This window comes from Pseudoxanthomonas sp. CF125, from assembly GCF_900104085.1.
Taxonomy (GTDB): Bacteria; Pseudomonadota; Gammaproteobacteria; order Xanthomonadales; family Xanthomonadaceae; genus Pseudoxanthomonas_A.
This window is the reverse complement of record NZ_FNLD01000001.1, coordinates 1,177,130-1,199,909: the sequence shown is the minus strand read 5'-3', so window position 1 is coordinate 1,199,909 and position 22,780 is coordinate 1,177,130. Positions and strand designations below refer to the sequence as shown.

General features: G+C 61.8%; 21 protein-coding genes and 1 tRNA gene. 15 read left to right on the top strand and 7 right to left on the bottom strand.

The genetic code is table 11. The annotated features are described in order from the left end of the window. The first annotated feature begins 43 nt into the window (after positions 1 to 43). The 12 genes from BLR66_RS05230 (at position 44) to BLR66_RS05180 (ending at position 11,780) form a co-directional block, all read left to right on the top strand. Positions 44 to 334 (top strand): hypothetical protein, encoded by a 291-nt coding sequence (locus BLR66_RS05230; RefSeq protein ID WP_093280663.1) that lies wholly within the window; start codon positions 44 to 46, stop codon positions 332 to 334. Continuing rightward, a complete protein-coding gene (locus BLR66_RS05225; RefSeq protein ID WP_093280660.1) occupies positions 334 to 969 on the top strand; it encodes a phage adaptor protein in 636 nt (211 codons plus the stop codon). The genes BLR66_RS05230 and BLR66_RS05225 overlap by 1 nt, the downstream gene beginning before the upstream one ends. Further along, positions 969 to 3,356 (top strand): Ig domain-containing protein, encoded by a 2,388-nt coding sequence (locus BLR66_RS05220; RefSeq protein ID WP_093280657.1) that lies wholly within the window; start codon positions 969 to 971, stop codon positions 3,354 to 3,356. The genes BLR66_RS05225 and BLR66_RS05220 overlap by 1 nt, the downstream gene beginning before the upstream one ends. Beyond that, positions 3,353 to 3,580, top strand: a complete 228-nt coding sequence (locus BLR66_RS05215) for a hypothetical protein (RefSeq protein ID WP_093280648.1) — start codon at positions 3,353 to 3,355, stop codon at positions 3,578 to 3,580. Before BLR66_RS05220 ends, BLR66_RS05215 begins: the two co-directional genes overlap by 4 nt. Next, on the top strand, positions 3,577 to 4,122 hold the full coding sequence (locus BLR66_RS19155; RefSeq protein WP_176943769.1) for a DUF6445 family protein: 546 nt from the start codon (positions 3,577 to 3,579) through the stop codon (positions 4,120 to 4,122). Before BLR66_RS05215 ends, BLR66_RS19155 begins: the two co-directional genes overlap by 4 nt. Beyond that, positions 4,122 to 4,571 carry a GNAT family N-acetyltransferase gene (locus tag BLR66_RS05210; protein ID WP_176943768.1) on the top strand — a complete coding sequence of 150 codons (450 nt, stop codon included), beginning with the start codon at positions 4,122 to 4,124 and terminating at the stop codon, positions 4,569 to 4,571. Before BLR66_RS19155 ends, BLR66_RS05210 begins: the two co-directional genes overlap by 1 nt. Then, positions 4,571 to 5,296: a hypothetical protein gene (locus tag BLR66_RS05205; RefSeq protein WP_093280640.1), complete on the top strand. Its 726-nt coding sequence runs from the start codon at positions 4,571 to 4,573 to the stop codon at positions 5,294 to 5,296. The genes BLR66_RS05210 and BLR66_RS05205 overlap by 1 nt, the downstream gene beginning before the upstream one ends. Beyond that, positions 5,296 to 6,813 carry a D-Ala-D-Ala carboxypeptidase family metallohydrolase gene (locus BLR66_RS05200; protein WP_093280630.1) on the top strand — a complete coding sequence of 506 codons (1,518 nt, stop codon included), beginning with the start codon at positions 5,296 to 5,298 and terminating at the stop codon, positions 6,811 to 6,813. The genes BLR66_RS05205 and BLR66_RS05200 overlap by 1 nt, the downstream gene beginning before the upstream one ends. Continuing rightward, complete coding sequence (locus BLR66_RS05195; RefSeq protein WP_093280627.1) at positions 6,813 to 8,693, top strand: hypothetical protein; 1,881 nt, start codon at positions 6,813 to 6,815, stop codon at positions 8,691 to 8,693. Before BLR66_RS05200 ends, BLR66_RS05195 begins: the two co-directional genes overlap by 1 nt. 160 nt (positions 8,694 to 8,853) lie before the next feature. Next, complete coding sequence (locus BLR66_RS05190; RefSeq protein ID WP_143014554.1) at positions 8,854 to 9,657, top strand: hypothetical protein; 804 nt, start codon at positions 8,854 to 8,856, stop codon at positions 9,655 to 9,657. Next, the gene (locus BLR66_RS05185; RefSeq protein WP_093280614.1) at positions 9,657 to 10,349 is read left to right on the top strand and encodes a hypothetical protein; all 693 of its coding nucleotides are present in this window, start codon (positions 9,657 to 9,659) and stop codon (positions 10,347 to 10,349) included. The genes BLR66_RS05190 and BLR66_RS05185 overlap by 1 nt, the downstream gene beginning before the upstream one ends. Before the next feature lie 1,155 nt (positions 10,350 to 11,504). After that, positions 11,505 to 11,780 carry a hypothetical protein gene (locus tag BLR66_RS05180; RefSeq protein ID WP_093280613.1) on the top strand — a complete coding sequence of 92 codons (276 nt, stop codon included), beginning with the start codon at positions 11,505 to 11,507 and terminating at the stop codon, positions 11,778 to 11,780. Here the strand turns inward: BLR66_RS05180 and BLR66_RS05175 are convergent. Both BLR66_RS05175 and BLR66_RS05170 read right to left on the bottom strand, forming a co-directional pair. Continuing rightward, the gene (locus tag BLR66_RS05175) at positions 11,777 to 12,904 is read right to left on the bottom strand and encodes a tyrosine-type recombinase/integrase (RefSeq protein WP_093280609.1); all 1,128 of its coding nucleotides are present in this window, start codon (positions 12,902 to 12,904) and stop codon (positions 11,777 to 11,779) included. The two genes, BLR66_RS05180 and BLR66_RS05175, sit on opposite strands and share 4 nt — an antisense overlap. 313 nt (positions 12,905 to 13,217) lie before the next feature. Beyond that, positions 13,218 to 13,294: transfer RNA gene (locus tag BLR66_RS05170), tRNA-Arg, on the bottom strand. Between the two features lie 294 nt (positions 13,295 to 13,588). On the opposite strand from BLR66_RS05170, the gene BLR66_RS05165 reads away from it, so the two are divergent. Both BLR66_RS05165 and BLR66_RS05160 read left to right on the top strand, forming a co-directional pair. Then, positions 13,589 to 15,106 (top strand): right-handed parallel beta-helix repeat-containing protein, encoded by a 1,518-nt coding sequence (locus BLR66_RS05165; RefSeq protein WP_176943767.1) that lies wholly within the window; start codon positions 13,589 to 13,591, stop codon positions 15,104 to 15,106. A 351-nt stretch (positions 15,107 to 15,457) separates the two neighbouring features. Then, the gene (locus BLR66_RS05160) at positions 15,458 to 16,852 is read left to right on the top strand and encodes a TIGR03013 family XrtA/PEP-CTERM system glycosyltransferase (RefSeq protein ID WP_093280600.1); all 1,395 of its coding nucleotides are present in this window, start codon (positions 15,458 to 15,460) and stop codon (positions 16,850 to 16,852) included. A 51-nt stretch (positions 16,853 to 16,903) separates the two neighbouring features. Here BLR66_RS05160 and BLR66_RS05155 read toward each other — a convergent pair whose 3' ends face one another. Then, positions 16,904 to 17,818 (bottom strand): glycosyltransferase family 2 protein, encoded by a 915-nt coding sequence (locus BLR66_RS05155; RefSeq protein WP_093280597.1) that lies wholly within the window; start codon positions 17,816 to 17,818, stop codon positions 16,904 to 16,906. On the opposite strand from BLR66_RS05155, the gene BLR66_RS05150 reads away from it, so the two are divergent. After that, positions 17,817 to 18,836: a polysaccharide deacetylase family protein gene (locus BLR66_RS05150; protein WP_093280594.1), complete on the top strand. Its 1,020-nt coding sequence runs from the start codon at positions 17,817 to 17,819 to the stop codon at positions 18,834 to 18,836. The genes BLR66_RS05155 and BLR66_RS05150 overlap by 2 nt on opposite strands. A 31-nt stretch (positions 18,837 to 18,867) precedes the next feature. On the opposite strand, the gene BLR66_RS05145 is transcribed toward BLR66_RS05150, so the two are convergent. Genes BLR66_RS05145 through BLR66_RS05130 form a run of 4 tightly spaced genes read right to left on the bottom strand, consistent with a single transcriptional unit; the run spans position 18,868 to position 22,675 of the window. Beyond that, positions 18,868 to 19,926, bottom strand: a complete 1,059-nt coding sequence (locus BLR66_RS05145; protein WP_093280592.1) for an N-acetyltransferase — start codon at positions 19,924 to 19,926, stop codon at positions 18,868 to 18,870. A gap of 3 nt (positions 19,927 to 19,929) precedes the next feature. Next, positions 19,930 to 20,910 carry an NAD(+) synthase gene (nadE, locus tag BLR66_RS05140; protein WP_093280590.1) on the bottom strand — a complete coding sequence of 327 codons (981 nt, stop codon included), beginning with the start codon at positions 20,908 to 20,910 and terminating at the stop codon, positions 19,930 to 19,932. Beyond that, positions 20,907 to 22,412, bottom strand: a complete 1,506-nt coding sequence (locus tag BLR66_RS05135) for a class I adenylate-forming enzyme family protein (RefSeq protein ID WP_093280587.1) — start codon at positions 22,410 to 22,412, stop codon at positions 20,907 to 20,909. The genes nadE and BLR66_RS05135 overlap by 4 nt, the downstream gene beginning before the upstream one ends. Before the next feature lie 14 nt (positions 22,413 to 22,426). Continuing rightward, the gene (locus BLR66_RS05130) at positions 22,427 to 22,675 is read right to left on the bottom strand and encodes an acyl carrier protein (RefSeq protein ID WP_093280582.1); all 249 of its coding nucleotides are present in this window, start codon (positions 22,673 to 22,675) and stop codon (positions 22,427 to 22,429) included. Between the last annotated feature and the right edge of the window lie 105 nt (positions 22,676 to 22,780).

The following is a 22,780-nucleotide window of genomic DNA, read 5'->3' as shown; positions in this document are numbered from 1 at the left end:
GGCTGCCTTCGGGTGGCCCCCTTTTTATTGCACGGAGGCAGTGATGGCGGGACGTATCGAATACGACGATTGGGGCCGTGCGGTCATCGTGCATGAGACTTCGGCTGCCTCGGAGAAGGCGATTGTGGACGCGGTGCGCGAGAGGGCCAATGCAGGCCATATCGGATCCAGCGACATGCGTTATCTCGGTGAAGTAACCCCGTTCATGCTGCAAAAGTACTGCGACAAAACAGGCGTTACCTGGGATCAGGCGATGCAGAACCCGGACCACTTCCGGCGCATTCTCAATGACCCCGAAAACTCCTATATGCGTGTGTGGAAGGGCCGCGTCTGATGGCCTTTACCAACTACAACGATTTTCGCGTCGGTGTCCAGACCCTCATTGAGGGCGACGAGACAGCCGGCAGCACCTTCAGCGTGAATACGCTGGATATCTTCATTGTCCTGGGAGAGGCGCGAGTGCACGACGGGGACAACATCACCCCGGGCCTGCGCGCCTCTCCGATGGTGACTGCGCTGTCTGAGGCGTTGACTGCCAACGCGGCAGACCTTCCGGACGATCTTCTGGAGCTGCGCGACCTGCAGTTCAGCGGCGAGCCGCCGCTCGATATTGTGCCTCTCGATCACCTGAAGCGGCAGATTGCCAACGACTTCAATCCCTCAGCCGCGGCTTCGCGCATGGCGGCTCAGGACGGCGATTCCGTGACCTTCTGGCCTGAGACTACTGGCACGGTTGGCGGTGCTTACTACGCCCGTCCTGCGCCCCTGGAGGCGGGCCTGCACGCCACGTTCCTACGCTACCCACAGGTCTACCTATATGCGGCCCTGTACGAGGCTGCGCTGTTCTTGGGAATGGATTCCAAGATGTCGATCTGGGAGGCCCGTTGGCGCTCCCTGATGGACGGCGCGAACCACTCCGAGCGTATGCGCGTGTACGGCGGCGGCCGTCTCCGGACCCGCACCTCCTGATGGCAACCCCCCTCAACATCATCGGAGGCTGGTACTCCGATGTGGCGAAGCCGTGGGCCCAACAGGACATTTGCAACTACATTCCGTTCGCCGCGGAGATGCCAGGCACACTCTCTGCAGTCAAGGCGGTAGACGCGCCTGGCCTGAAGCCCTTTGTGGAAATTGCCAGCAATGGCGGTATCCGCGGCATGAGGAATGTCGAGGGCAAATTGCTGGTGGTTGCCGGCACGACCCTGTACCAGATCAGCAATACGGGCGTCGCTATTCCCCGCGGCACGATCCCCGGCACGGGCCTGGTCTCAATCGACTACAACCAGCAGGGCATCGCTAACCAGGTTCTTATCGGCAACGGATCTGCCGGCTACGTCTACGATACATCCCTGCTTACGCTGGAGCGCATTACAGACCCCGCGTTCCCAGGAACCAAGGCGGTCGCCTATCTCGATAGCTACCTGCTCGGTGTAGAGCCCCTAGGGCGTTTCTGGTTCCACTCCAATCTCGCGGATGCTGAGGACTACAACGCCTTGGATCGGTACGAGTCGGAGACGGCGCCAGACCGAATTGTTGATCTGAAGACAAGCAATGAGGAAGTGGTTGTATTCAATCAGACAACGACCGACTTTTTCGTAAACACTGGCGCCTCTACAGGAACCTTCCAGTCCAAGGGCGTCAGCATGGATGTGGGCTGCGCGTCTGCAGCCTCGGTCGTCAAGCTCGATAACACCCTATTCTGGCTGGACAACTACGGCGTTTTCCAGCGCCTGAACGGCTACTCGCCTCAGCCCGTATCCACTCGCGTTCTGGAGTCGGCTATCTCCAGATTCGATTGGACCCGCTGCCGCGCGATGACGTACCAAGACAAGGGCCGAAAGATCGTCTACTGGACGTTTCCCGGGCTGCTGACAATCGGTTATGACGTAACCACTGGGCTGTGGCATCGCAGGCAGGCTTACGGCAAGGCATCGGATCGTCTTAGCTGCATCGTCAACTGGAATAGAAAATGGATTGGCGGCGACTATCAGTCTGGCCGGCTCTATGAGCTTGACTGGGAGTACATGCTGCAGGTTGACCAGCCCCATGTGCGCCGCGTTCACACGATGCCGCTCCAGCGCAACGGGAATCGCCTGAATCTGCACCGCCTGAAGCTGCAGTTTGATACCGGCGGTCCTGAAACTATAGCGATCCCCTTTCCTGCGCAACCGGTCCCGCCGACGATCAGCGGTGCAGCCCCAGATGGGATACTGAGCATCCCATACGCAGGTTACACCTACACGCTGACTGGAGACGCGCCCCTCACTGTAACTCTGCGCAGCGGCACGCTTCCTCCAGGGCTGACGATCAGTTCCGCAGGCGTTATCAGCGCAGGAACCCCGACAACGTTAGGCGCCTACGCCTTCACTCTGCGCGTGACCGACACAAACGGCCTATGGGCAGACCTGGAAGATGAAATTCCGGTCGCCACCCTGATGATGGCGATGGGTCAAAAAGCCCCGCCAGCGCCGGGTGGCAACGCGAGCTTCATTCCCAGCACTAACGGAACAGATTGGTCCGCGGTGCCGTCTGCCCCGGGCGTGGCGCCAGACGGAAACAGCCAACTAATTGGCGGCACTGATAGATTCTTCTGCTTTGCGGGCGCTGTTCCGTCCTACACGGTCGATGTGGGCGCGAACTGGGTTGCCAGCTCTGGGAGCATGGGCTCGGCGACTGGAGGCAAGGGTGTTTATCACAAGGGATTGTTCATCGTCCCTGGAACCGTGGACGGCTATTACCAGTCCGTGGACGAGGCGGTGACCTTCACGCTCAGGGCCGAGCCTACCTACCCGAGGTCGCAGATATTTGCAGCGAACGAAGATCGCGTTGCGGTGTTCTCCTCCTACTACAACACGATCCACTATTGCGATGACGCCGACGCAACCACGCCGACGTGGCTGCAAACGGTAGCCCACGGGTTCTCCTCCTGGCGTGCGGCGTTCGGCGGCGCAGGAGTGATTAAGTTCACTGGCGCTATCGGCGGGTTGCCTGCCGTCAAATGCTTGAATGATGATGGAACGCTGACGACTGAAACCCTGCCGACTTTCGCAACGGCTACTTACGGCTCAGCGCTCTGCTTCATAGAGACAGTAGGCGGTGACCTTGTATGGGTCCTGGGCACAGACAGCGGAGAGATCGCCTACAAGGTCAATGAAGATCCGTGGGTGCTTTCTTCGGACACGATGAGCGTTGGCTGCGTTGACGCGATGACTAATGGAGCGGTGATCGTGATGGTTGCTGATTCCTCTGGGTCCGCTGACGGAGAAATTAAATACTCCGTCAACGGCTCCACTTGGACGCTTGCCCCGTTGAATACCCCGATGAGCCTATTTTCAGCAGCGGCGCTAACGGAATGAGCGATAGAAAAGTACGTGTCTGCATCTCTAAGGACGGCAGCTACAACGACCAGAACTGGAAGGAGCGCTCGCTCGGAGAGTTGGGAGAGCATCAAGACCATGCGCAGCCCACCTTCCGCAGGCTTGGCGTAGCTCGGCAGTTCTCGGCGACGATTGAGGTGTCCAGCCCGATAAAGGCGTCATTGCTGACTGCCTATGGCGACTACGAGGAGCTGGCTAATTGAGGATCTTCGACCACTTCCTGGCAGATCCGTTGACGGTTCGCGAGGAAGGGTTAGCGGCTCCGTATATCGACTGGGAAGGCCACGATGGGCAGGTCTACAAGCGGGTGTGCCTGACAGCCGTTCCTGGCCTGCAGGAGTGCATAGAGGCTGAGATTGGGCCGGTAGACATGCTCGGCATGGGTTATCGCCTTAACTTCGCTGGCGAGCTTCCTAACGCCGCAATCCACTCCGATCTTGGGTGGGGCACGCATGCGCTCGTGTTGTACCTGTGCGACGGCGTAGGCGGAACCGCGTTTTGGCGCCACAAGGCTACCGGCGCAACGCGCATAGATCCAGGCGACTTCGACTTGTGGCAAGCAGTCAAGGGCGACTGGGATAACGAGGACGCATGGGACCAGATTGGCCTGTGCGAGATGCAGTTCAATCGGGCAGTGATTTACGAGGGGGCGAACTTCCATTCGCGCTATCCCTTCGCCGCATTCGGAACCGGGCCAGAGGATGGCCGGTTGATAGCAGTCGCGTTCTTCACCCCAAGGAAGTAATGACCACGATACGGAAATCCACGCTGGCCGATGTGCCGGCGATTGTTGCCATGTCTGCCAAGTTCTACGAAACGACCAGCTATGCGAAGTGGGCAAATTTCAACCCCGCAACCGTCGATATCTTGGCCTCAGACCTGACAGAGAACCACCTCATGCTGCTGGCTGAGCATGAGGGAAAAGTTGTGGGGATGGTGGGCCTGTTCGTGGCTCCCTTCATGTTCAACAAAGACAAGATTGGGGCTTACGAGGTCGTGTGGTGGGTTGACCCGGATGCCCAAGGCAACGGCGCAGGGAAAGCGCTACTTGCCGCGATTGAGCCTGCCTGCAAAGAGAGGGGCGTGAGCGCCATCCAAATGGTGCATCTGGCATCCAGTCCGCCCCAGGCCGCAATGATCTACGAGCGCATGGGCTATGCGCATACCGAATCTTCCTACACAAGGATTGTGTAATGGCAGCAATTACTAGCGCAGTCGTAGTGGCTGCGGGTTCCGCGTATGCGGCCAATCGGCAAGCGGGCGCAGCGAAGGACGCCGCTAATGCGCAGAGAGATGCGGCCGGCAGCGCAATGGGATACCAGCGCGAGCGAGACGGAATATTCGACCAGAACATAGCGCCGTATTTGCAGGCCGGAAACCAGGCGCTGGGACAGCTCAACGCCCTCAACTCCGGAGACTACTCCGGTTTTGAGAATAGTCCTGACTATCTCTATGCCCGCCAGCAGACACAGCAGGGCGTGGAGCGAGGGGCGGCGTCGAGGGGCGGTCTCTACAGCGGCGGGACCAACGTTGACCTTGGGAACGCACTCAACGGCATTGCCAGTCAGAATCTTGGCGGCTATCGCAGTAGTCTGATGAATCTTGCTGGTTTGGGTCAGAACTCTGCGGTCGGTGCTGGCAACCTTGGCCAGCAGTCGTCGCGGAACATGGCGGACCTGTATGGCCAGCAGGGCAGCGCCGCGGCCAACGGCGCTATCGGATCGGCCAATGCGTGGTCTAACGGTATTGCCGGAATCGCGGGCGCGGTAGGTCAGTACGCTGGCAACCGTCAGTCCAGCTATCAGCCGCAGAGTCAGTGGGGGGCGTTCGCCCCGAATCAGCCCGCGCAGAACAGCTACGGTTCGCTAGGTCCGAGCAACGGAAACTCCTGGAACTTCGGGCAAGGGTGGGGTACGTAATGGCAGAGCTACAGTTCCCGAGCATCCTCGGCGCCTTTCAGCAGGGCAATCGATTTGGCACTGAGCAGCGGTTGCTGCGCCAAGACGAACAAAAGGAGTCGTCGTTCAACAAGCTCGCGTCCCTGGCCTACGGATCGCAAGGACAGGAACGTCAGAGTGCGCTCGGGCAACTTGCTGGAATCGATGCAGGTAAGACCCTGGATCTGGAGAAAGGCTTGCAGGGGTCCGACGATGCGCGCACTAAGTCATTGGTGAACGCCGCCAAACTCCTGACGACCGCGCCTGAGCAACAGCGCGCCCATCTGTATCAGCAGATGAAGCCCGACCTCGCGCGGCTTGGGCTGCAGCTTCCTGAGCAGTACGACGAGACGGTTGCGCAAACCGCACAGGCGATTACACAGGCGTACAGCAACCAAGCCGGCACTGGCGTCCAATCCACCTACATTGATGACAAGGGCCAGCGTATTGCCATCCTGCGCGACGGCAGCACGCAGGTTCTCGGCAACAACGCGCCAAACAACCAGATTATCGATACCGGAAACGGGTTCTTTGGCGTCAATAAAGGCAATCTGCAGGCTGCGCCCGTACAGGTGGGCGGACAGCAGGCTCCGGCATCGCAAGGCGATCCGCAAGCCTCGCAACAGAACCGTGGGCCCGGCTCGCTGGATATCAACGCGGACCTGCAGCAATTCGCATCACTTGGCATCCCAGTTACCAGCACTCGCCGCAGCCAGGCAAAGAATGATTCCGTTGACGGCGTGCGGAACAGTTTTCACCTCACTGGCGAGGCGGTGGATATGGCGCCGCAGAACCCGCAGCAGAAGCAGCAAGCACGTCAGTTCTGGGAGGGCAAGGGCTACCAAGTCATTGACGAGGGTGACCATTTGCATGCGGAGCCGCCGGCTCGCGGCATGACGGTTAGCCAGATTGGTGGTGGACAACAATTGCGCAGCGCGCCGAAACCGCAGGCTCCAACCGAACTCGAGCGCCGTATGCAACTAGCTCAGGGCATGAATGCATCGCCCGCAGAGCTGCGCGCCCTCGTGATGGGCAACGCTTCTACCAAGGGTCCGTCCGCAGCAGAACAGAAGGACGCATTGGCGCGTAAGGCAAAACAACCGCAGGTTGCAAATGCAGCACGCGGCCTGACTCGTATCGAGAACGCCGTTAAGGCGCTCCGTGGCGGCTTAGTCAACACCGGCCCCATTGACCAATACGCCACGCGATACACAAAGGCTGGACAGGAACTGGAGGCAGCAGTCGGGGGTATACAGAACTCTCTGCTGTCGCTGACTCGTGTACCCGGCATCGGCTCGCAGTCCGACCTGGAAGCGCGTATTGCGAATATGCAGTACCCGTCGCTCGACAAGGACCCGGAGGTAAACGCCCGCACCGTGAAGAATCTGAAGGCGTTTATCGCTGATCTGCAGGAGGCTTACAAGTTGGCCGACGCACCAGTCGCGGACGATAGCGAGGCTGGATCTGATATCGATTCACTACTGGACCTCTATAAGTAATGGCGACCTTGCAGGAACTGGAGAACGGCCTGCGTAAAGCCCATGAGGCGGGCAACGCTGAGCACGCCAAGCTGTTCGCGGCCGAGATTCGCAAGATGCGGACCGCTCCGGAGGCCGCGCCCGTACAGGACATGGCCCCGGTAGAGGTTCGTCCCGATCCAACTGAGGGCATGGGCTGGTACGAGAAGTACCGCGCCGGTCTCGGCAAGTCGTTGGTGGACACTTACGAGGGACTGAAGCAGTTCGGCGTGGAGGCCATAGGAGAATTGTCCGGGGATCGTACCGGACTGACAGGCACGAGCAAGTTGGAATCGCTCACTAGTGGTGAAAAGCCAGGCAGTAACGCAGTCACGCGCTGGGCTGACCGCAAGGGCCAAGAGCTGCGTGGCGCAGAGGCAGAGCGTCGCCGTTTGAACGAGCCATTAATGAATACCGGTGGCGGCATGTTCGGCAATGTCGTGGGCACGGTAAGTCAACTGTTCGCTCCAGGGGCGGCTTTGCGCGGCACAACGGTCGGTAGTGCCCTGCTTCCTGCGACTATTCGCGGCAACGCATTGCAAGGCTTGGCGATGGGTGCAATTCAGCCCGTAGCCGCCGAGGGTGAGCGCGCCCAAAACACCGCCCTGGGCGGCCTGGCTGGCAGCGCGGGCGCCGCGGTCCCAAAGGCTGGCGGCGCGTTGCTGAAGCTGCTGAAGGGCTCGGGTGGGCGGGCTACTCAGACAGGTGCGCAGAGCCGTGCTGCTGAGCTGGTGCGCGGCGAAGCCACAAGCCTGGACAAGCTGATGCAGCCCGAACCTTCCGCAATTCCCGGCGTTCAGCGTTCGCTTGCTGAGGAGTCGTTAGATCCGGGCATTGCTCGCCTTGAGCGGCTGGTTCGTGGCAAGTCGAATGACTTCCAACCCGTGGACACCGCCAACAACGCTGCCCGTGTGGCTGCACTGGGAAAGTTCGCTGGCGACGAAAGCACCTTGCGTGCTGCCCAGTCGGCCCGTACAGCCGCTTCCAAGCCGTTGCTGGGCGAGGCGTATCTGGACAAGGGTGTGGATACCAACGCGATTCGCGCGTTCGTGGAGAAGTCCGCGGCGGACAACGCAACCAGACCGTCCGTGCAATCAGCCATCCTCGACGTATCCAAGGCGCTGAACAGTGCGGGTGACGATGTGGTGAGCCTGTACGGAGTTCGCAAGTACATCGGCGATCTTCTGAGCGGCAAAGCGGGTGGTGACAAAACCTATGCGAAAGCAGCTAGCGCGGAGCTGAAAGACATTCAGAGCGTGCTTGACGAGGAGATAGCCAAAAAGTCGCCCGCGTTCGGCAAGTATCTGGCGGCGTTCAAGGATGGCTCCAAGCCGATCAACCGCATGCAGATCGGGCAGGATTTGATAGAATCGGGTGGTGCGGTGCTCGATCCGCAGACCGGGCTGCAGGTACTGACTCCGGCAGCGTTCGCCAAGAAGGCGCGAGACTTGGACGCTGTTGCCGCCAGGGCAACTGGCTTCAAGAAAGCGCGTGCGGCCGATAGCTTGCTTCCCGAAGATATCGCCACAATTCGCGCGGTGCAGGACGATCTATCCCGCCAGAGTTTTCGCGCAACGGCAGGTAGTGGCGGTAACTCGCAAACCGCCGAGCGCCTGATGCTGCAGGACAAGATAGGCTCTGGCCTGCTGAGCAAGGTTCCGGTGCTAGGAGGATTCGTGGAAGTCCTAAACACCATCGGCAACCAGAAGGTCAATACACAGTTGGCGCGGATGCTCGCAGAGCCGGAGTACGCGCGAAAGGTGCTTGCTACGTTGAGCAAATCAGACCGTTCGGTCGTCACTAAGGCGCTTATCCAGCTTGGCGGCAGGACTGGGTCCGCTGTCCCCGCGCTCACGGAATAGGAAGTCTTTGAACTTTCCGTTCGGGATGAATCTCCCGAGGAAGTGGGAACCCTTGTAGACCACGACCCAGTACACGAAGGCCAGCAGCACAATCGCCGCCGCCTTCATAAACACAGCAATCACCCAGTTATCCATAAGTCCTCACCGACAAGGAATGTCCGTGGCCCGTTATCAAGTCTACTCCCCCAATCCGGTCTGGTTCGACCTCGCTGGGGTGGCAAACACTCCGAACGGCAAGATCCAGTTTTACCTGATTGGAACCACCGACCCAAAGGATACTTATAACGCATTTTCTGGTGGTTCGGTCAACGCAAATCCGGTGCCGATGGATAGCTCGGGCCGCCTAAATGTGCCCGTTTGGCTAGACGGTGACTACAGCGTGGTCGTCTATGACGAAGACGACGTAGTAATCGACACCTTCGACCTCCGCAGCCCCACGGACAACGCCGCAGTAGTCCCGGTCCCGGGAGACGACGAGTACTTGGGCGGTGACGGGACTGACTTCATTCCGAAGACCTACCGCGGCATGCCAGACCCGACCGGACTAGTGGGCTACGTCCCAGTCTCGGACGGCGAAACCTACGTAATGACGCCGCTACCGGAGGCCCCAGAGGCTCCCACGGTGCCGCTGGAGAACACCTCAGGCCACGTGAAAATCGGCACCGTCATGATTCAGTGGGGGACTGACACTGTGCCTGCGGCGGCCTCGGCCAAGACCGCAAACAAGGCCGTGACCTTCTCCGAGGCTTTTAGCGCCACTCCTTATATCGTGTTGCCTGTGAACAGCAGTGCGGGCGGTTCCGCGCCTTCTGGCGCCATTCCGACGCTGGCCTATACCTCGCTGTCCACCACCGGGTGCACGATCACGGCCAACATTCCCGATGACGACAGTAATAGCAACTGGAAATTGGGCAACACCACGCCGTTCTCCTACGTAGCTATTGGCCCCTGCGTGGCGCCCTAATGGCCAACGATCCGAGCCTTCCTAACGCGCGAGTCAAGTTTCTGGATGCCGCGGGGCTGCCGGTAGATTCGTGGCGCAAGTTCCTGGAGAAGCTGTCTCGCCAGCCGAGCCTGACCGGTGACCAATCTGCTGCCATCCTTGCCCTCTCTGAGCGTGTCACGACGCTGGAAGAGGCCAGTCAAGAACTCGGGGGTATCCTCGGACTAGGTTCAGTCTCTGTAACCGGCTCTCTTGGCGGGCAAGTAGTCATCCAGCTACAGGGGGACACTGATGCTCCCGGACCGTCCTTCTACTACGGCACCGATGCAGCCGGACAAAAGGGGTGGAACCCCGTAAGTTCCCGCGGCATTACCGTCACTGGCGGCTCTATGAGTGGCGCAGTCATTCCGTTGGCAACAATCATCGGCGGCCTTTCCGCCTCCGACTACACGCTAACTGGCAATTGGTATCTGTGGTGTTCACCAACTGGATCGATAGAGTTGGATGTTCGGCGTGCGGCGTTCGGCTCACTTCCGCCAGGGCCGGGAGATTCGATCTGCGGCGGCAACGAGCCAGCTGTTGCTGCAGGCCTAAGCGCCAGCGGCGCCTTTACCGGCTGGACGACCTCCATTGCGCGCAACGACGCGCTTTCTGTTGTTGTCAATTCCGTCACGGACGTGACTTGGTTCGTGCTTTTGCTGGAGGCTGTCTAATGACCTGGATTGTACTAACTAACGCCTCCTCTGGGGCTACGCGAAACAGCGGAACCAATGGTGATCTTTGTACGTTGCTAGATTGGGCGCTGCCACAAGCAGGCTGGGCGATTGAGTATACGGCCGCTAATGCGCGCGTGTATCGTGCAGCATCAGGAAATAGGTTGCGGGTCAACGTCCGACATGACAGCGCCATTTCAGGTGCGGCACAACGTTGCTTTGTGCGAGGGTGCGAGAGCGCAAGTAGCGCCACGGCCATAACGGACCCATTTCCGCTGGCGTCTCAGGTTGTAGATGCCAATAGCAACTGGCTTGTATCCACCACTGCCAGCACAGTGGATAGGCCTTTCATAATTTGCTTGAACGAGACATTTTTTTATTACTTTTCACAGGTGGGAAGTGTTGCTAATGAGTGGTCAATGGGTTTCTTTGGGGACGCGCCCGCCGAATACTCGGGAGACTCGTGGAATACGGTTTGTGCCGTCCGGGCAAATGCAAGCAACACAGCAGTAAGCACCAATGGAATTGGTCAACCTACCTCCTGCGGATTCACTGTAGGCCCCACCGGGCAAATATTTTTTGCTAGGGACGTAACCGGCGCGATCAAATCTTCCCAGTCCTCTATTGGAGGCTTCAGCAGCACCTCGGTTGCGATGGGCCAACTTACTGCGGGTAACGCTGCCAGGGCTGGCTATCAAAACAAGATTTACAGGACCCATGTCGGCGTCAACGACTATGCGTCAATTACCGGGACCGCCTCTACGTTAGCCCTAATATCTCGTGCGTGGCTTCCCAACCTGTGGCAGCCCCTACACCTTGGGCGCGGCGCCGTAAGTGATGTGGATACCTTCACCGACACGGCGTACAACCCTGCAGCATCGTTTAGGATGTTGTCCTGCAACGGAGCCACCACCACTGGCCCGTGCTGCATCATTGAAGAAACAGACACCTGGGTGGCGCCATAGTGGCCGCTCTTGGTGATGTGTCGATCAAGGTCCAGACGGTCGATCCGATTGGCAGCGTTGGCGTGTCAATTCCGGCATGGCCTGACGTGAGCCAGGCAATCCCCGATGAGTCTACGGTTCCACCATCTACGGGCGGGTTCCCGGGGTACTTCTCGTTTGGGTAATGCCCCTATAGCGCTATCCTCCAGCCATGCACGACCTCACCTGGCGCAACAGCATCCAAGGATCGACCGGCCCGGTGGACATGCTGCTGCTGGACGGGATGGAGGTGGCCAGGCTGCACCAGAACGTGACGACCGGGGCGTGGTTCGTCACGCTGGACCAACACCTAGCCTACGAGCGCCGGCATAACCACGACTGCACCAGCTACGAGGCGGGCAAGGCCGGCGCCGAGATGTGGGCCAAGCGCCACGAGGAGCAGATCCGGCGGGAGATTGAGGAGCGGAGGGCGAGGCGGAGGCGCTAAGCCAGGTAGTCGGCCCATGCCTGCATGAGCTCCCTACGCTTCTCTAGGAGGTCGCCGCGGCGGTAGGCAGCTTCGACCTTGTTGGTGATCGCGTGCGCAAGGGCCATTTCCACGACCTCGCCGGCAAAGGCCGTCTTCTCGCTGGACCAGTCCCGGAACGAAGACCGAAACCCGTGGACGGTGTAGGGGTGCTTCAGGTGCTGGCGCAGGACATTGAGCATCCCGTTTTCCGACAGGGCGAAGGGCGGCTTGTTGCGCGGTAGCCTCTTCAGCAGCGCAATGGCCGCGTCGGTCAGCGGCACGCGGTGTTCCTTCCCGCCCTTCATCCGCTCAGCCGGAATCGTCCAGACCTTGGCCTGCAGGTCGAACTCCGACCAGACCGCCCCGGTGACCTCGTTGGTACGGACCGCCGTCAGGACGGTGAACTGCAGCGCGACCCGAGCAATGCCGCTGCGTTCGCGGGCCTGAGCCATCAGCGCCGGCACCTGGGAGTAGGGCATGGCCGCATGGTGCTTGACCTTCTTCAGCTTCGACGGCTTGGGCAACAGCTTGTCCAGGTGGCCCCGCCAGCGCGCCGGGTTCTCACCCTCGCGCAGCCCTGTCACCTTGGCCCAGTCCAGCACCCGTTCAATCCTCCCCCGTACGCGAGTGGCCGTTTCCGTCTTGTCCGACCAGATGGCCTTCAGGCACCGGAGCACCACCGCGGTATCCACTTGGGCCACCGGGATTGATCGATCCGGCCCATGATCTTTCAGGGATTGGGTCCACTGATCCGCCTGCGACTCGTTCTTCCAGCTCGCCTTATGCGACTCGATGTAGGCGTCTGCCGCCTCTCCGAACGTCATCCCGACCGCCTGAGCGGCCCTGCGCGACGCTATCGGGTCTACGCCCGCCGCCAGCACCTTGCGCTGCTGCAAGGCCGCCTGGCGCGCTTCCAGCAGGCTCACGACCGCTGCTGACCCCAACCCCATCTCCCGTCGTTTCCCCGCCTTCTGGTAGCGCAGGACCCAGGATTTCGTTCCCGTGGGCCCGACCAGCAGGTAAAGCCCGCCGCCGTCTCCGTGGTAGCCTTGCTTGGCAGCGGCGACGGCCTTGGCGCTGAGCTTGTTGATCGGTCTCGCCATCCCACCATTCGCCCCATGTTTCGAGGTGCGATGGTAGTGGATTCGGGTGGTCAGGTGTGGAGGAGAAACCCAGCAGCGGCGCGTGCCTGTCTATAGAAGTGGACACCCATAGAGTCCGCGAAAGGACTCACTCTCCGCCACTAGCAAAAAAACCCTGATTTTCAGGGTTTTTTTGTGCCTGAGGATATCGGTCCGATGCGGTCGGACGAAGTATTTCGGGACGCGGAACGGACGGCGTCGCGGTCCGCAGGACGCACGTTCGCGGACATACAAAAAAGCCAGCGGATCGCCCGCTGGCTTTTTCGTTCTTTAATGGTGCGCCCGGAGAGATTCGAACTCCCGACCGCCTGGTTCGTAGCCAGGTACTCTATCCAACTGAGCTACGGGCGCATTAGAAGCGGAATTTTGCACGAACTGAATTGAGCCGTCAATCATTCTGCTTGGCTGGTAAGGCCCGCGACGGCGGCCGCGCCGCCTTCCCGATCGGCCATCGTCCAAGGGCCGAGTGCCCGGAATGTGCGGCAGGTCCGTCTGGGAGGCGTTTTTACTGCTGTTTTTTAGCGATGTGTTCACGCTGCGATGTGGACAATGGCCGGGCAGGGGATCAACGGCGCCATGGCGCTGGGGGTTAAAAAGAAAATGCAATGTTTGAGAAGGTTTTTGTGTCTGGCAGGACTGCTGGCGATGATTCCTGTCGCCGCTTCGGCCACCACCTATACGGTAGGACCGTCGGGTCGTCAGTACACGCAGCTGTCCGCGGTCTTCAGCAGCAACAATCTGGCCGCAGGCGATATCGTCGAAGTGGACGGCAATGCCACCTATACCGGTGGGATCGTGGTGGGCGAGGACGACGGCGGCACCGAGGCCAATCCGGTCATCATCCGTTGGCGCCGCGTCGCCGGCGCCACGCGCCCGGTATTGCAGGGCGGCGGCCATACGATCAAGTTCGAACAATCGAACCACATCGTGTTCGAAGGCTTTGAGGTTAGAGGCGGCACGACCACATGCGTCTTCAGCGAAGCGCACAACGTGACCGTTCGCGATGCCTACATCCACGACTGTCCGTCGCACGGAATATTGGCGGCCGATCAGAACTCGGGTGCGTTCACGCTGGAATACAGCGAAATAGCCAATTCCGGTCAGGGCAATACCCGTCACGCGATCTATATGCAGTCCGACGAGGTTGCGTTTCCCGATACCGTATTCCGCATGCGCTACAACTATGTGCATGACGCGACCGGCGGAGTGCTGGTGCGGGTGCGCCACCAGAGAGCCGAGATCTATTACAACTGGATCGAAGGCTCGGATCTGCACGAGATCGAGTTGATAGGGCCCGACTGCGAAACCCAGAAACCGGAATGGACGGCCGATTTGCGGCGGGAAGACGCCGATGTGGTGGGCAACGTGATCATCCACGATTCCGGTAGCCGCTCCGGCAACGCATTGCGCATCGGCGGAGATCTGGAGGGCCGCAACCAGGGAAGGACGCGGTTGGCCAACAACACCATCATTTTCGACCGCGCTGGCGCGGTCAATGCGGTGCTGGTGCAGTTGGGCCAAGGTTCGTTGGAAATGCAAAACAATGCCATTTACCAGCCCTCGGGTTCGCCGGCGATCGTGCGGGAAAATCCCGCCAGCGATGTCAGCGTGCCTACCTGCGGGCCGCAGAGCCGGGAGCCCTGGTCCGGGGGCCGCAAGGTCGCCGGCAGCAACAACTGGGTGCAGACCTCGGCCAGCCTGGTGCCGGCGGAATGGACGGGCACCGTGCGCGGCACGGATCCGCGCTTTACCAATATCGCCCAGCGCTCGCTGCGGCCACTGGCCGGAAGCCCGCTGATCAATGCCGGCAACAATTCGCCGGTGACACCCGCGGCGTTCCCGTTCCCGTCGCCATTGGCGCTGGCCGCGTTCGACCCGCCGCTGCGCACCAAAATGGCGATCGGAGCGCAGAAAGCGCGTACGCCCCTGGGCGGGACGATCGATATAGGCGCCCTGGAGGAATTCGAGTCCACCGGCGGCTCCACCCCCATCCGCGTCAACGGCTCGCAGCCGATGATTCCGCCTCGTGGCCAGGCGCCGGCCGCCTCGCCGACGCAATCGTCGCCGCAAGCGCCGGTACCGGTCGTTCGTACGCAGTCGGCAAAGCCCATGGTCTGGCGCCAGAGCCCGGAAAAACGCTATCGACGTTCCTTAGTGCGGTGACCTGCGGCGCCGACGCGCGCCGCCCTCCCCGATTTCCAGGAACACCTTTCCAGCCGCCTCGCAAGCGGCTGGAATCGTTTTTGGACGGCCTGCGGTCGGCGGCGCTCCTCCGACGCCATATCAATGCCAGTTGGCATGTCCGGATTGTCGCCCCTGCGGCGTTGTAGTGGGTAGTCCACACCACAGGTGGGCGAGCGCTGGGTCGGCGGCCCCGGGTGGGGCGCCGGTGTAGGAGCGAACAGCGCTGGACGGCATGCCACGGGGGAAGACGATGCATTGTTCGACGATATCGCGTGGAAGCGGCCATGCTTCTGGCTACGGGCGGTGCGCCTGGGCCACGGAAAGCGGCCGATGAACGCGGCCAACGCAAGCCGCAAGACCCGCGCAGTTCGTTTCCTGTGGCTGGCCGAAATGCTGGCCTTGGTGCTGGCGGTCATGTTCGCGGCCTGGATCCGTTTCCATAACGATCCGGAAAGCCACATCATTTTTTCCCAGCATGCGCCGTTGCGCGCGGTGCTGGTGGCGCTTTGTATCACCGGGGCGATGGCCGCCTTCGGTATGTACCAGGTGCACATGCGCCATAACCGCATGGATTTCCTGCTACGGGCGACGCTGTCGTTCGCTTTCGGCGGCATCGCGCTGGTGGTTCTGTACTACCTGGTTCCCCCGACCTATATCGGCCGCGGCGTGCTGGCCATGTCGCTGGCGATGGGGCTGGTGGGCGTGGTCCTGGTGCGGGTGATTTCCGTGCGCGTAATCCGTACCGATGCATTGCGCCAGCGGATCCTGGTATTCGGCGCAGGCAAGAACGCCGAGCTGATCAACAGCCGCATGCGCCGCCAGTCCGACCGCCGTTCGTTCGTGGTGGTGGGCTTCGTACCGGTGCCGGGACAGTCGGTTCTGGTCAGCAAGGGTCTTCTGGAAATGCCGGAAAACGGCCTGCACGAGCTGGCCGAACGCCTGCAGATCGATGAGCTGGTGATAGCACCCGACGAACGCCGCGGCGGTCTTCCCATGGAGGACATGCTTACCTGCGTGCAGCGCGGCATATCGGTCATCGACATCTCCACCTTCTTCGAACGCGAAGCGGGCATGGTGCAGCTCAATGTAGTGGATCCGTCCTGGCTGGTGTTCTCCGGCGGCTTCGACTATTCCACGCCGCGCCGGCTGAGCAAACGCTTCTTCGACCTGATCGCCGCCAGCGTATTGCTGCTGATGGCATGGCCGGTGATGTTGATCGTCGCCCTGGCGGTACGACTGGAATCGGAGGGGCCGATCCTCTACAGCCAGACACGAGTGGGTCAGCGCGGCCAGAACTTCACCCTGACCAAGTTCCGCAGCATGCGCGTGGACGCGGAAAAAGATGGGGTCGCGCGTTGGGCCAGCAAGGACGACGACCGCAGCACGCGGGTAGGGAAGTTCATCCGCCTGACCCGCTTGGACGAACTGCCACAGTTGTTCGCTGTACTGCGCGGCGACATGAGTTTCGTCGGGCCGCGGCCGGAGCGTCCGCATTTCGTCAATCTGCTGTCCGATGAGATCCGCTACTACGGCGTGCGTCACTGCGTGAAGCCCGGCCTCACCGGTTGGGCGCAGTTGCGCTATCCCTACGGCGCGTCCGTGCAGGACGCGGAGGAAAAGCTCAAGTTCGATCTGTTCTACGTGAAGAACCACGGTCTGGTGTTCGACCTGATGATCCTGCTGCAGACGGTGGAAGTGGTGATGTTCGGGCGGGGCGCGCGCTGATCGGCGACAAGCGATTAACCTAACTGCCCCGCGATAATCCGCAGCGCCGCTTCAGCCGGGAAGCAGGCTGCGCACGGCGCGCCGCAAGCCGAAAGGGACAAGTTTCAATAGTTCGCCGCGCAGAGCGCGATCGGGCGTCAGCCGCCACGCCCGCGACGCCAGACTCCAGCCGTCCCGCCAGCGTTTGCGGATCAGCATTCCGCGAGCGTTGCGTGCGTAGGTGGTGGCCAGCGCGCGCCGCAACTCCGTTTCGTCGACCACGCCTTTGGCATTGTCGACTGCGCGTTCCACCACGCGCACGTAATCGTCATAGGTGCTGGACTCGGCCGACAGGCCGTCATGCCCGCGCATGGCGCGGACCAACGAAGCTTCCACCACGCCGATCCGCCAGCGCTGCGCCACGCGCAGGTGGAAGTCGATGTCTTCGGCGGTACGCAGACCGGTGTCGAACCCGCCCACGTCGGCGACGACTTCGCGGCGCAACAGGGCAGAGGCGGGAGCCAGGGCCGGGTTATGGATGATCCAGCGCAGCACCCAGCCGTCTTCGGGGATGGTATCGCGGCGACGGAACACGTCGATGGGACGGTGATCGCTATCCACGCGCTCCACGTCGCAAAGCACCATGCCGAAATCCGGGTGGGCTTCCATCCACTCCACTTGCCGCGCGGTCTTTTCCGGCAGCCATTCGTCGTCGCTGTCCAGCAATGCGAAGTACTTTCCCTGCGCGATGGACATGCCGTGGTTGCGCGCTGCGGAAACCCCCGCATTGGCCTGCCATACGTAGCGGATGCGCTCGCCGTAGCGTTTGCGCAGATGCGCTTCGGTGCCGTCGGTGGAGCCGTCGTCCACCACCACGATTTCGTCCACGGGCCGGGTCTGGGAAAGCACCGAATCTATCGCGCGAACCACCAGTTCGCGCCGGTTGTATGTGGGTATAATCGCGGAAACTTCGATCGCTGGCGCCATGAAGGACTTCTCCAAAAAACTGCTTTACGCCAGCGGTCTGCTGGGCCTCTACCACCGCCTGCGCAACGCCGGCAGTCTAACCGTGGTGATGTTCCACCGCACGCTGAGTCCAGAGGATCCGCGCTGGCGCACCTGCGATCCCGACTACACGTTGTCCACCACCTATCTTTCCCAATCGCTGGCGTTCTTCAAACGCCACTACAACGTCGTCTCGCTTCAGCAGGTGCTGGAAGCGCGCCGTACCGGCGCCGCATTGCCCGCGCGTGCGTTGCTGATCACCTTCGACGATGGCTGGTCCGACAATGCGGACTATGCGTTGCCGGAACTGCAGCGCGCAGGATTGCCGGGGCTGATGTTCGTGGTGGCCGACGCGGTGGGAACGCAGCAGCCGTTCTTCCAGGAGCGCCTGATTTCCGCGTGGCGTCGCGGTCTGCTGCGGGTGGACGATCTTGCCCGGGCGATGGCACCCGCGCTGGCCGAAGCGTGGAAGCCGGAGGACGAATCGATGGCCTCGCTGCGCAAGGCCATCGCGCACCTGGAAAAAATTGACGCGCGGCAGCGGGGCGAGATTCTGGGGCCTTATCTGCAAGCGCTCGATGACGGCCTTCGGCACATGGTCGATGTGGGCGAGTTGAATCGCTTGCAGGCAGGAGGCGTCGCGCTTGGCCTGCATGGCAAGACCCATACGCCGATGACGCTGGCGACGGATGTGGATGCCGAACTCGGAGGCGCCCGCGCCGAGCTCGCCCGTCATCTCGGGCAGCCTGTCCCCAATGCCGAGTCCATGTCGTTTCCGCATGGCGCCCATACTCCTGAAATCGCCGAGCGCGCGCGGCAAGCCGGCTACGAACTGGTGTTCACCAGTGTGCCGGTGCTCAACCCGGTCGCACCGCAACCCGGCTGGTTGCTGGGCCGGACCGGATTCGAAACCGACACGGTGGTGGACGGGAAGGGCAGGTTCCGGCCCGATTGGCTGGCGCTCTACCTGTTCCGGAAGCAAGCCAGGCGCCTGGCCTGACGCGCGCGCGGTAGCAACGCACTTCGTCCGCTTATTCGTCTTCATCCGCCGAAGTCAGGAACATGTCCATCGTCTGCAGGTCCGGTTTTTCGCCGAGGCTCCAGCGGCCGAAAACGGGTCGGCGGCTGCGTTCGACGAAGCCGCAGCGTTTCCAGCTTTGCAGGCGCGCTGCGTCGCCGGTGATTTCCATCGACACCGACGCGTGCCCGGCTTCGCGCGCGGCGCTCAGTAACGCCAGCAGATGCGCTTCATCCACGCGGCCGCGGCCGGCGGCGGACCAGAAGTCGCGTACGTGCAGGGTGGCGCCTTCCACCTGCGTGGCGAACCAGGCCTGCAGGCCGGCATTGCCGGGCGCAGTGATCGATAGGTAGCGCGTGCGTACCAGCGGCGAATCGTCGAACCGCCATTTGCAATGCGCGCTGTCGCGGACGGCCAGCAACCCGTCGCCTTTTTCCGAGGTCTGCCACAAGCGGTCCATGGCTGCGTCTGCGCGATCCGACCAGGCGTATTGCAGCCGTGGTCCGAAGACGCGCCTGAGCCCGTCCCTGGCCGCGAACACCACATCCGCCAGTGCGCCGAGAGGATAGGCCAGCCAGCCTGGAAGTTTGCTGCGCAAATATCCGCCGTAGCGCAGTACATGCGCATGACGGACGATGTCGGCGAAGCGTTCGTAGCCGATGCGCTTGAATACCGCCGCAGCCTTGGGATTGGGGAAGCCGTACAGCAGGTCCAGTTGCCGCAGGCCCGACTGGATCAACGCCTGCTGCAGGATCAGCGCCGGCCCCAGCGAACGATGCGCCGGCAGCACCGCAAGATCCACCAGCACGCCGGCACGTATCTGCTTGCCGCGCCACAGCATGCGGCGGCGGCCCGCGCAGGCGGTGCCGATATCGGCCGCATCGGGCGTGTAGTGCAGCAGCTGCAGAACGGGCGGCCCGTAAGGGCAGCCCAGGTAGAACCATTCGTACTTGGCCGCGATGCGGTCTTCCTGCCCCAGATTGCCATGCCAGATCGAGAGCACGGTGTCGCGGTCGCGCAAGGCATCGCCGTCGCGGGTCACGTATTGCGGCGGCGGCGAGGGCGAATTCATCGCTTAGTCGAGTTCCACGACCGGGCTCATCAGCACCGGCGCTTGGTGCAGGTAGCGGGTGGTGCGCCGCTTGTTGCGGATATCGTCATACACGGCCTGCGCCTGCGTTTCGCTGATCTTCAACGCCGTGGCCAGGCCACTGGCGGGTACGTCGTGGTTGAGCGCCCACAGGGCGATGTCCATCTGCTGGTAGGGCAGGGCGAAGTAGAACTCGTCCTGGCCCTGGCTGAGGCTGTAGGTGTCGGTGGTGGGAATGGCGGCGCAGACGCGCTCCGGCAAACCCAGGTGGCGCGCCATGCCGTACACCTGCGATTTGTACAGGTGCGCGATGGGTTTGACGTCTGCCGAACCATCGCCGTTCTTGACGAAGAAACCCTGGTCGTACTCCACCCGGTTGGGTGTGCCTACCACGCCGTAGTTCAGGCGGTCGGCATGGAAGTATTCCAGGGTCTTGCGGATGCGCTGTTTGAAATTGGTGGCCGCCACAATGGTCAGGTAATCCTGCAGCGGCAGCTCGCGTTCGACCATCGCGCCGTCGGGGGACTGTGCGATCAGACGGAAGCGGTTGATGCGGCCTTCGGTGCCGCCGTCGATCACGATCTTGAATTTCCAACCTTCGCCGTATTCCGGCAGTGCGTGCCGCACCGCCGCGTCGCGCGCCGTGTAGCAGCCTATCGCGGCCAGTGCGGGGGCGATGTCTACCGTCTCGGTGCGCACGCCAAGATGCTTGGCCAGGATATGCGCGCGCGCGGCACTGTCGTCGGAGGAGTCCTGTTCGGGCAGGATCAGGGTGAACACGCGGTCGGGGCCCAGCGCCCGTACCGCCAGCGCGGCGCTGACCGAGCTGTCGATACCGCCGGAAATGGCCACCACCAGGCCGCGGCGATGCAGCTGCCGCGCGGTGACTTCGCGCAGTTTCGCAGCGATGCGGTCCGCTTCGGCTTCGTAGTCGATATCGAGGGTGGTGGCATCAAGTGTGGTCATGGCGTGCTCTGTAGTTCCATCAGTTGGACGCGCCGGACCTTGCCGGAAGCGGTGCGCGGCAGGGCGTCGACGAAGGCGACGTGTTTGGGAATCTTGTAGGGGGCCAAGCGGGCGCGGCAATGCGCCTTGATGCGTTCTTCGGCGCGCGGCGGCAGGTCGCTGGCGACGACGAAAGCCTTGATCACCTGGCCCAGCACTTCGTCTTCCACGCCGACCACGGCCACTTCGGTCACGCCCGGTATTTCGGCGATCACCTCTTCAACGTCGGTCGGGTGTACGCGGTGCGCGCCGGTCTTGATCATGTCGCTGCGGCGTCCTTGCAGGAACAGGTAACCGTCGTCGTCCAGATAACCCACATCGCCGGTACGCAGCCAACCTTCGGCGAGCACGCTGGCGGTGGCGGCCGCGTTATCCCAGTAGCCCTGCATCACGTTGGGGCCTTGCACCCAGACTTCGCCGCTTTCGCCGACGCCGGCAGGGCTGCTGTCTTCGCGCAGGATCTTCCATTGCAGGCCTTGCACGGGAATGCCCACCGAACCCAGTTTCTCGTCCAGTTTTTCCGGCGGCAGCCAGCTGATGCGCGAGGTCGCCTCGGTCTGCCCGTACATCACGAACAATCGCGGTTGGGGCAGGGCGGCGCGCAGGCGCTGGGTCAGCTGCGGCGACATCGCTCCGCCGGCCTGGGTCAGGTAGCGCAGCGAAGAGAAATCGTATTCGCCCAAGGCGGTGTGCTGAAGCAGGAGCGCATAAGTGGAAGGCACGCCAGAAAATCCGGTGGCGCGTTCCTGCGAAAGCGACTGCAGCACCAAGTGCGGAAACAGCAGATTGGGCGCCAGCACCACGCAGGCGCCGCTGATGAGGTGGGTATGCAGGACCGATGCGCCATACGCGTAATAGAAAGGAAGCACGCTGAGTACGCGGTCTTCCGGCCCCAATCCTAAGTAGGCCACCACCGCTTCGGCATTGGCGGCAAGGTTGGCGTGGCTGAGCATCACGCCTTTCGGCGCGCCGGTGGTGCCGGAGGTATAGAGAATCAGCGCGGTGTCGCTGTCTTCAACTGTCTGGATTTCCGGTGCGGCTGTTTCTTCCGACGACGGAAGCAAGGGCTCTCCATCCGCCAGCACGGTGCGGCTACCGCCGTATCCGATCTGCTCCAGCGCCAGCTCCGCATCGCGGTGGCCTTGTTCGTAGACTACATGGCGGGCGCCGCTATGCCGCAACCAGGGTGCGAAGTCGCGCTCGCGCGCCTGCACGTTCAAGGGCACCACCACAGCCCCGGCCAGCCAGCCGCCATAGCAGGCGACGGCGGCTTCGACGCGATTGGGTAGCAACAAAGCCAGGCGGTCGCCCTTCGCCAAGCCCTGTTCGTGCAGCCGAGTAGCGAAAGCCTGCGCCTGCCGCCAGAACTGGCCGTAATCGATCGTGCGCGCACCATCCACCAAAGCGGTGCGCTGCGGTGTTTCCCGGGCGATGCGGGCGACGCGGCCAGGTAATCCGTTCACGTGCGGCCTGCCGCTCAGACGGCGAGTTTGCGGCGGACGAATTCGTCGACGGTCTGGATCGAATCGAAATTCGCCGGGATCATTTCATCCGGCACGATGGTCAGTTTGAACTCGTCTTCCAGGAAGAAGATCAGTTCGTGGATGCCCGTCGAATCGATGATGCCACCACGTATCAACGAGTCCTGGTCCCCTATCGCGGACTCATCGTCCGAGAACAGGAAATTCTCCAGAATGAATTTCTTGATCTGTTGCTTGTGCTGCATGCGGATCCCCCAATCTCCCTTGGTGCTATCAACATGAACGCAGGTTGGAGCGCGTACCGGCCAGTACGCGAGGGCGGGGAGGCCGTAGGCAGCTGCCTCCGCCCA

Bases quoted from the DNA above. Each gene is read 5' to 3' on its own strand.
- BLR66_RS05230 (WP_093280663.1), top strand. From the start codon at position 44: ATGGCGGGACGTATCGAATACGACGATTGGGGCCGTGCGGTCATCGTG.
- BLR66_RS05225 (WP_093280660.1), top strand. From the start codon at position 334: ATGGCCTTTACCAACTACAACGATTTTCGCGTCGGTGTCCAGACCCTC.
- BLR66_RS05220 (WP_093280657.1), top strand. From the start codon at position 969: ATGGCAACCCCCCTCAACATCATCGGAGGCTGGTACTCCGATGTGGCG.
- BLR66_RS05215 (WP_093280648.1), top strand. From the start codon at position 3,353: ATGAGCGATAGAAAAGTACGTGTCTGCATCTCTAAGGACGGCAGCTAC.
- BLR66_RS05210 (WP_176943768.1), top strand. From the start codon at position 4,122: ATGACCACGATACGGAAATCCACGCTGGCCGATGTGCCGGCGATTGTT.
- BLR66_RS05205 (WP_093280640.1), top strand. From the start codon at position 4,571: ATGGCAGCAATTACTAGCGCAGTCGTAGTGGCTGCGGGTTCCGCGTAT.
- BLR66_RS05200 (WP_093280630.1), top strand. From the start codon at position 5,296: ATGGCAGAGCTACAGTTCCCGAGCATCCTCGGCGCCTTTCAGCAGGGC.
- BLR66_RS05195 (WP_093280627.1), top strand. From the start codon at position 6,813: ATGGCGACCTTGCAGGAACTGGAGAACGGCCTGCGTAAAGCCCATGAG.
- BLR66_RS05185 (WP_093280614.1), top strand. From the start codon at position 9,657: ATGGCCAACGATCCGAGCCTTCCTAACGCGCGAGTCAAGTTTCTGGAT.
- BLR66_RS05180 (WP_093280613.1), top strand. From the start codon at position 11,505: ATGCACGACCTCACCTGGCGCAACAGCATCCAAGGATCGACCGGCCCG.
- BLR66_RS05175 (WP_093280609.1), bottom strand. From the start codon at position 12,904: ATGGCGAGACCGATCAACAAGCTCAGCGCCAAGGCCGTCGCCGCTGCC.
- BLR66_RS05165 (WP_176943767.1), top strand. From the start codon at position 13,589: ATGATTCCTGTCGCCGCTTCGGCCACCACCTATACGGTAGGACCGTCG.
- BLR66_RS05160 (WP_093280600.1), top strand. From the start codon at position 15,458: ATGAACGCGGCCAACGCAAGCCGCAAGACCCGCGCAGTTCGTTTCCTG.
- BLR66_RS05150 (WP_093280594.1), top strand. From the start codon at position 17,817: ATGAAGGACTTCTCCAAAAAACTGCTTTACGCCAGCGGTCTGCTGGGC.
- BLR66_RS05155 (WP_093280597.1), bottom strand. From the start codon at position 17,818: ATGGCGCCAGCGATCGAAGTTTCCGCGATTATACCCACATACAACCGG.
- BLR66_RS05145 (WP_093280592.1), bottom strand. From the start codon at position 19,926: ATGAATTCGCCCTCGCCGCCGCCGCAATACGTGACCCGCGACGGCGAT.
- nadE (WP_093280590.1), bottom strand. From the start codon at position 20,910: ATGACCACACTTGATGCCACCACCCTCGATATCGACTACGAAGCCGAA.
- BLR66_RS05130 (WP_093280582.1), bottom strand. From the start codon at position 22,675: ATGCAGCACAAGCAACAGATCAAGAAATTCATTCTGGAGAATTTCCTG.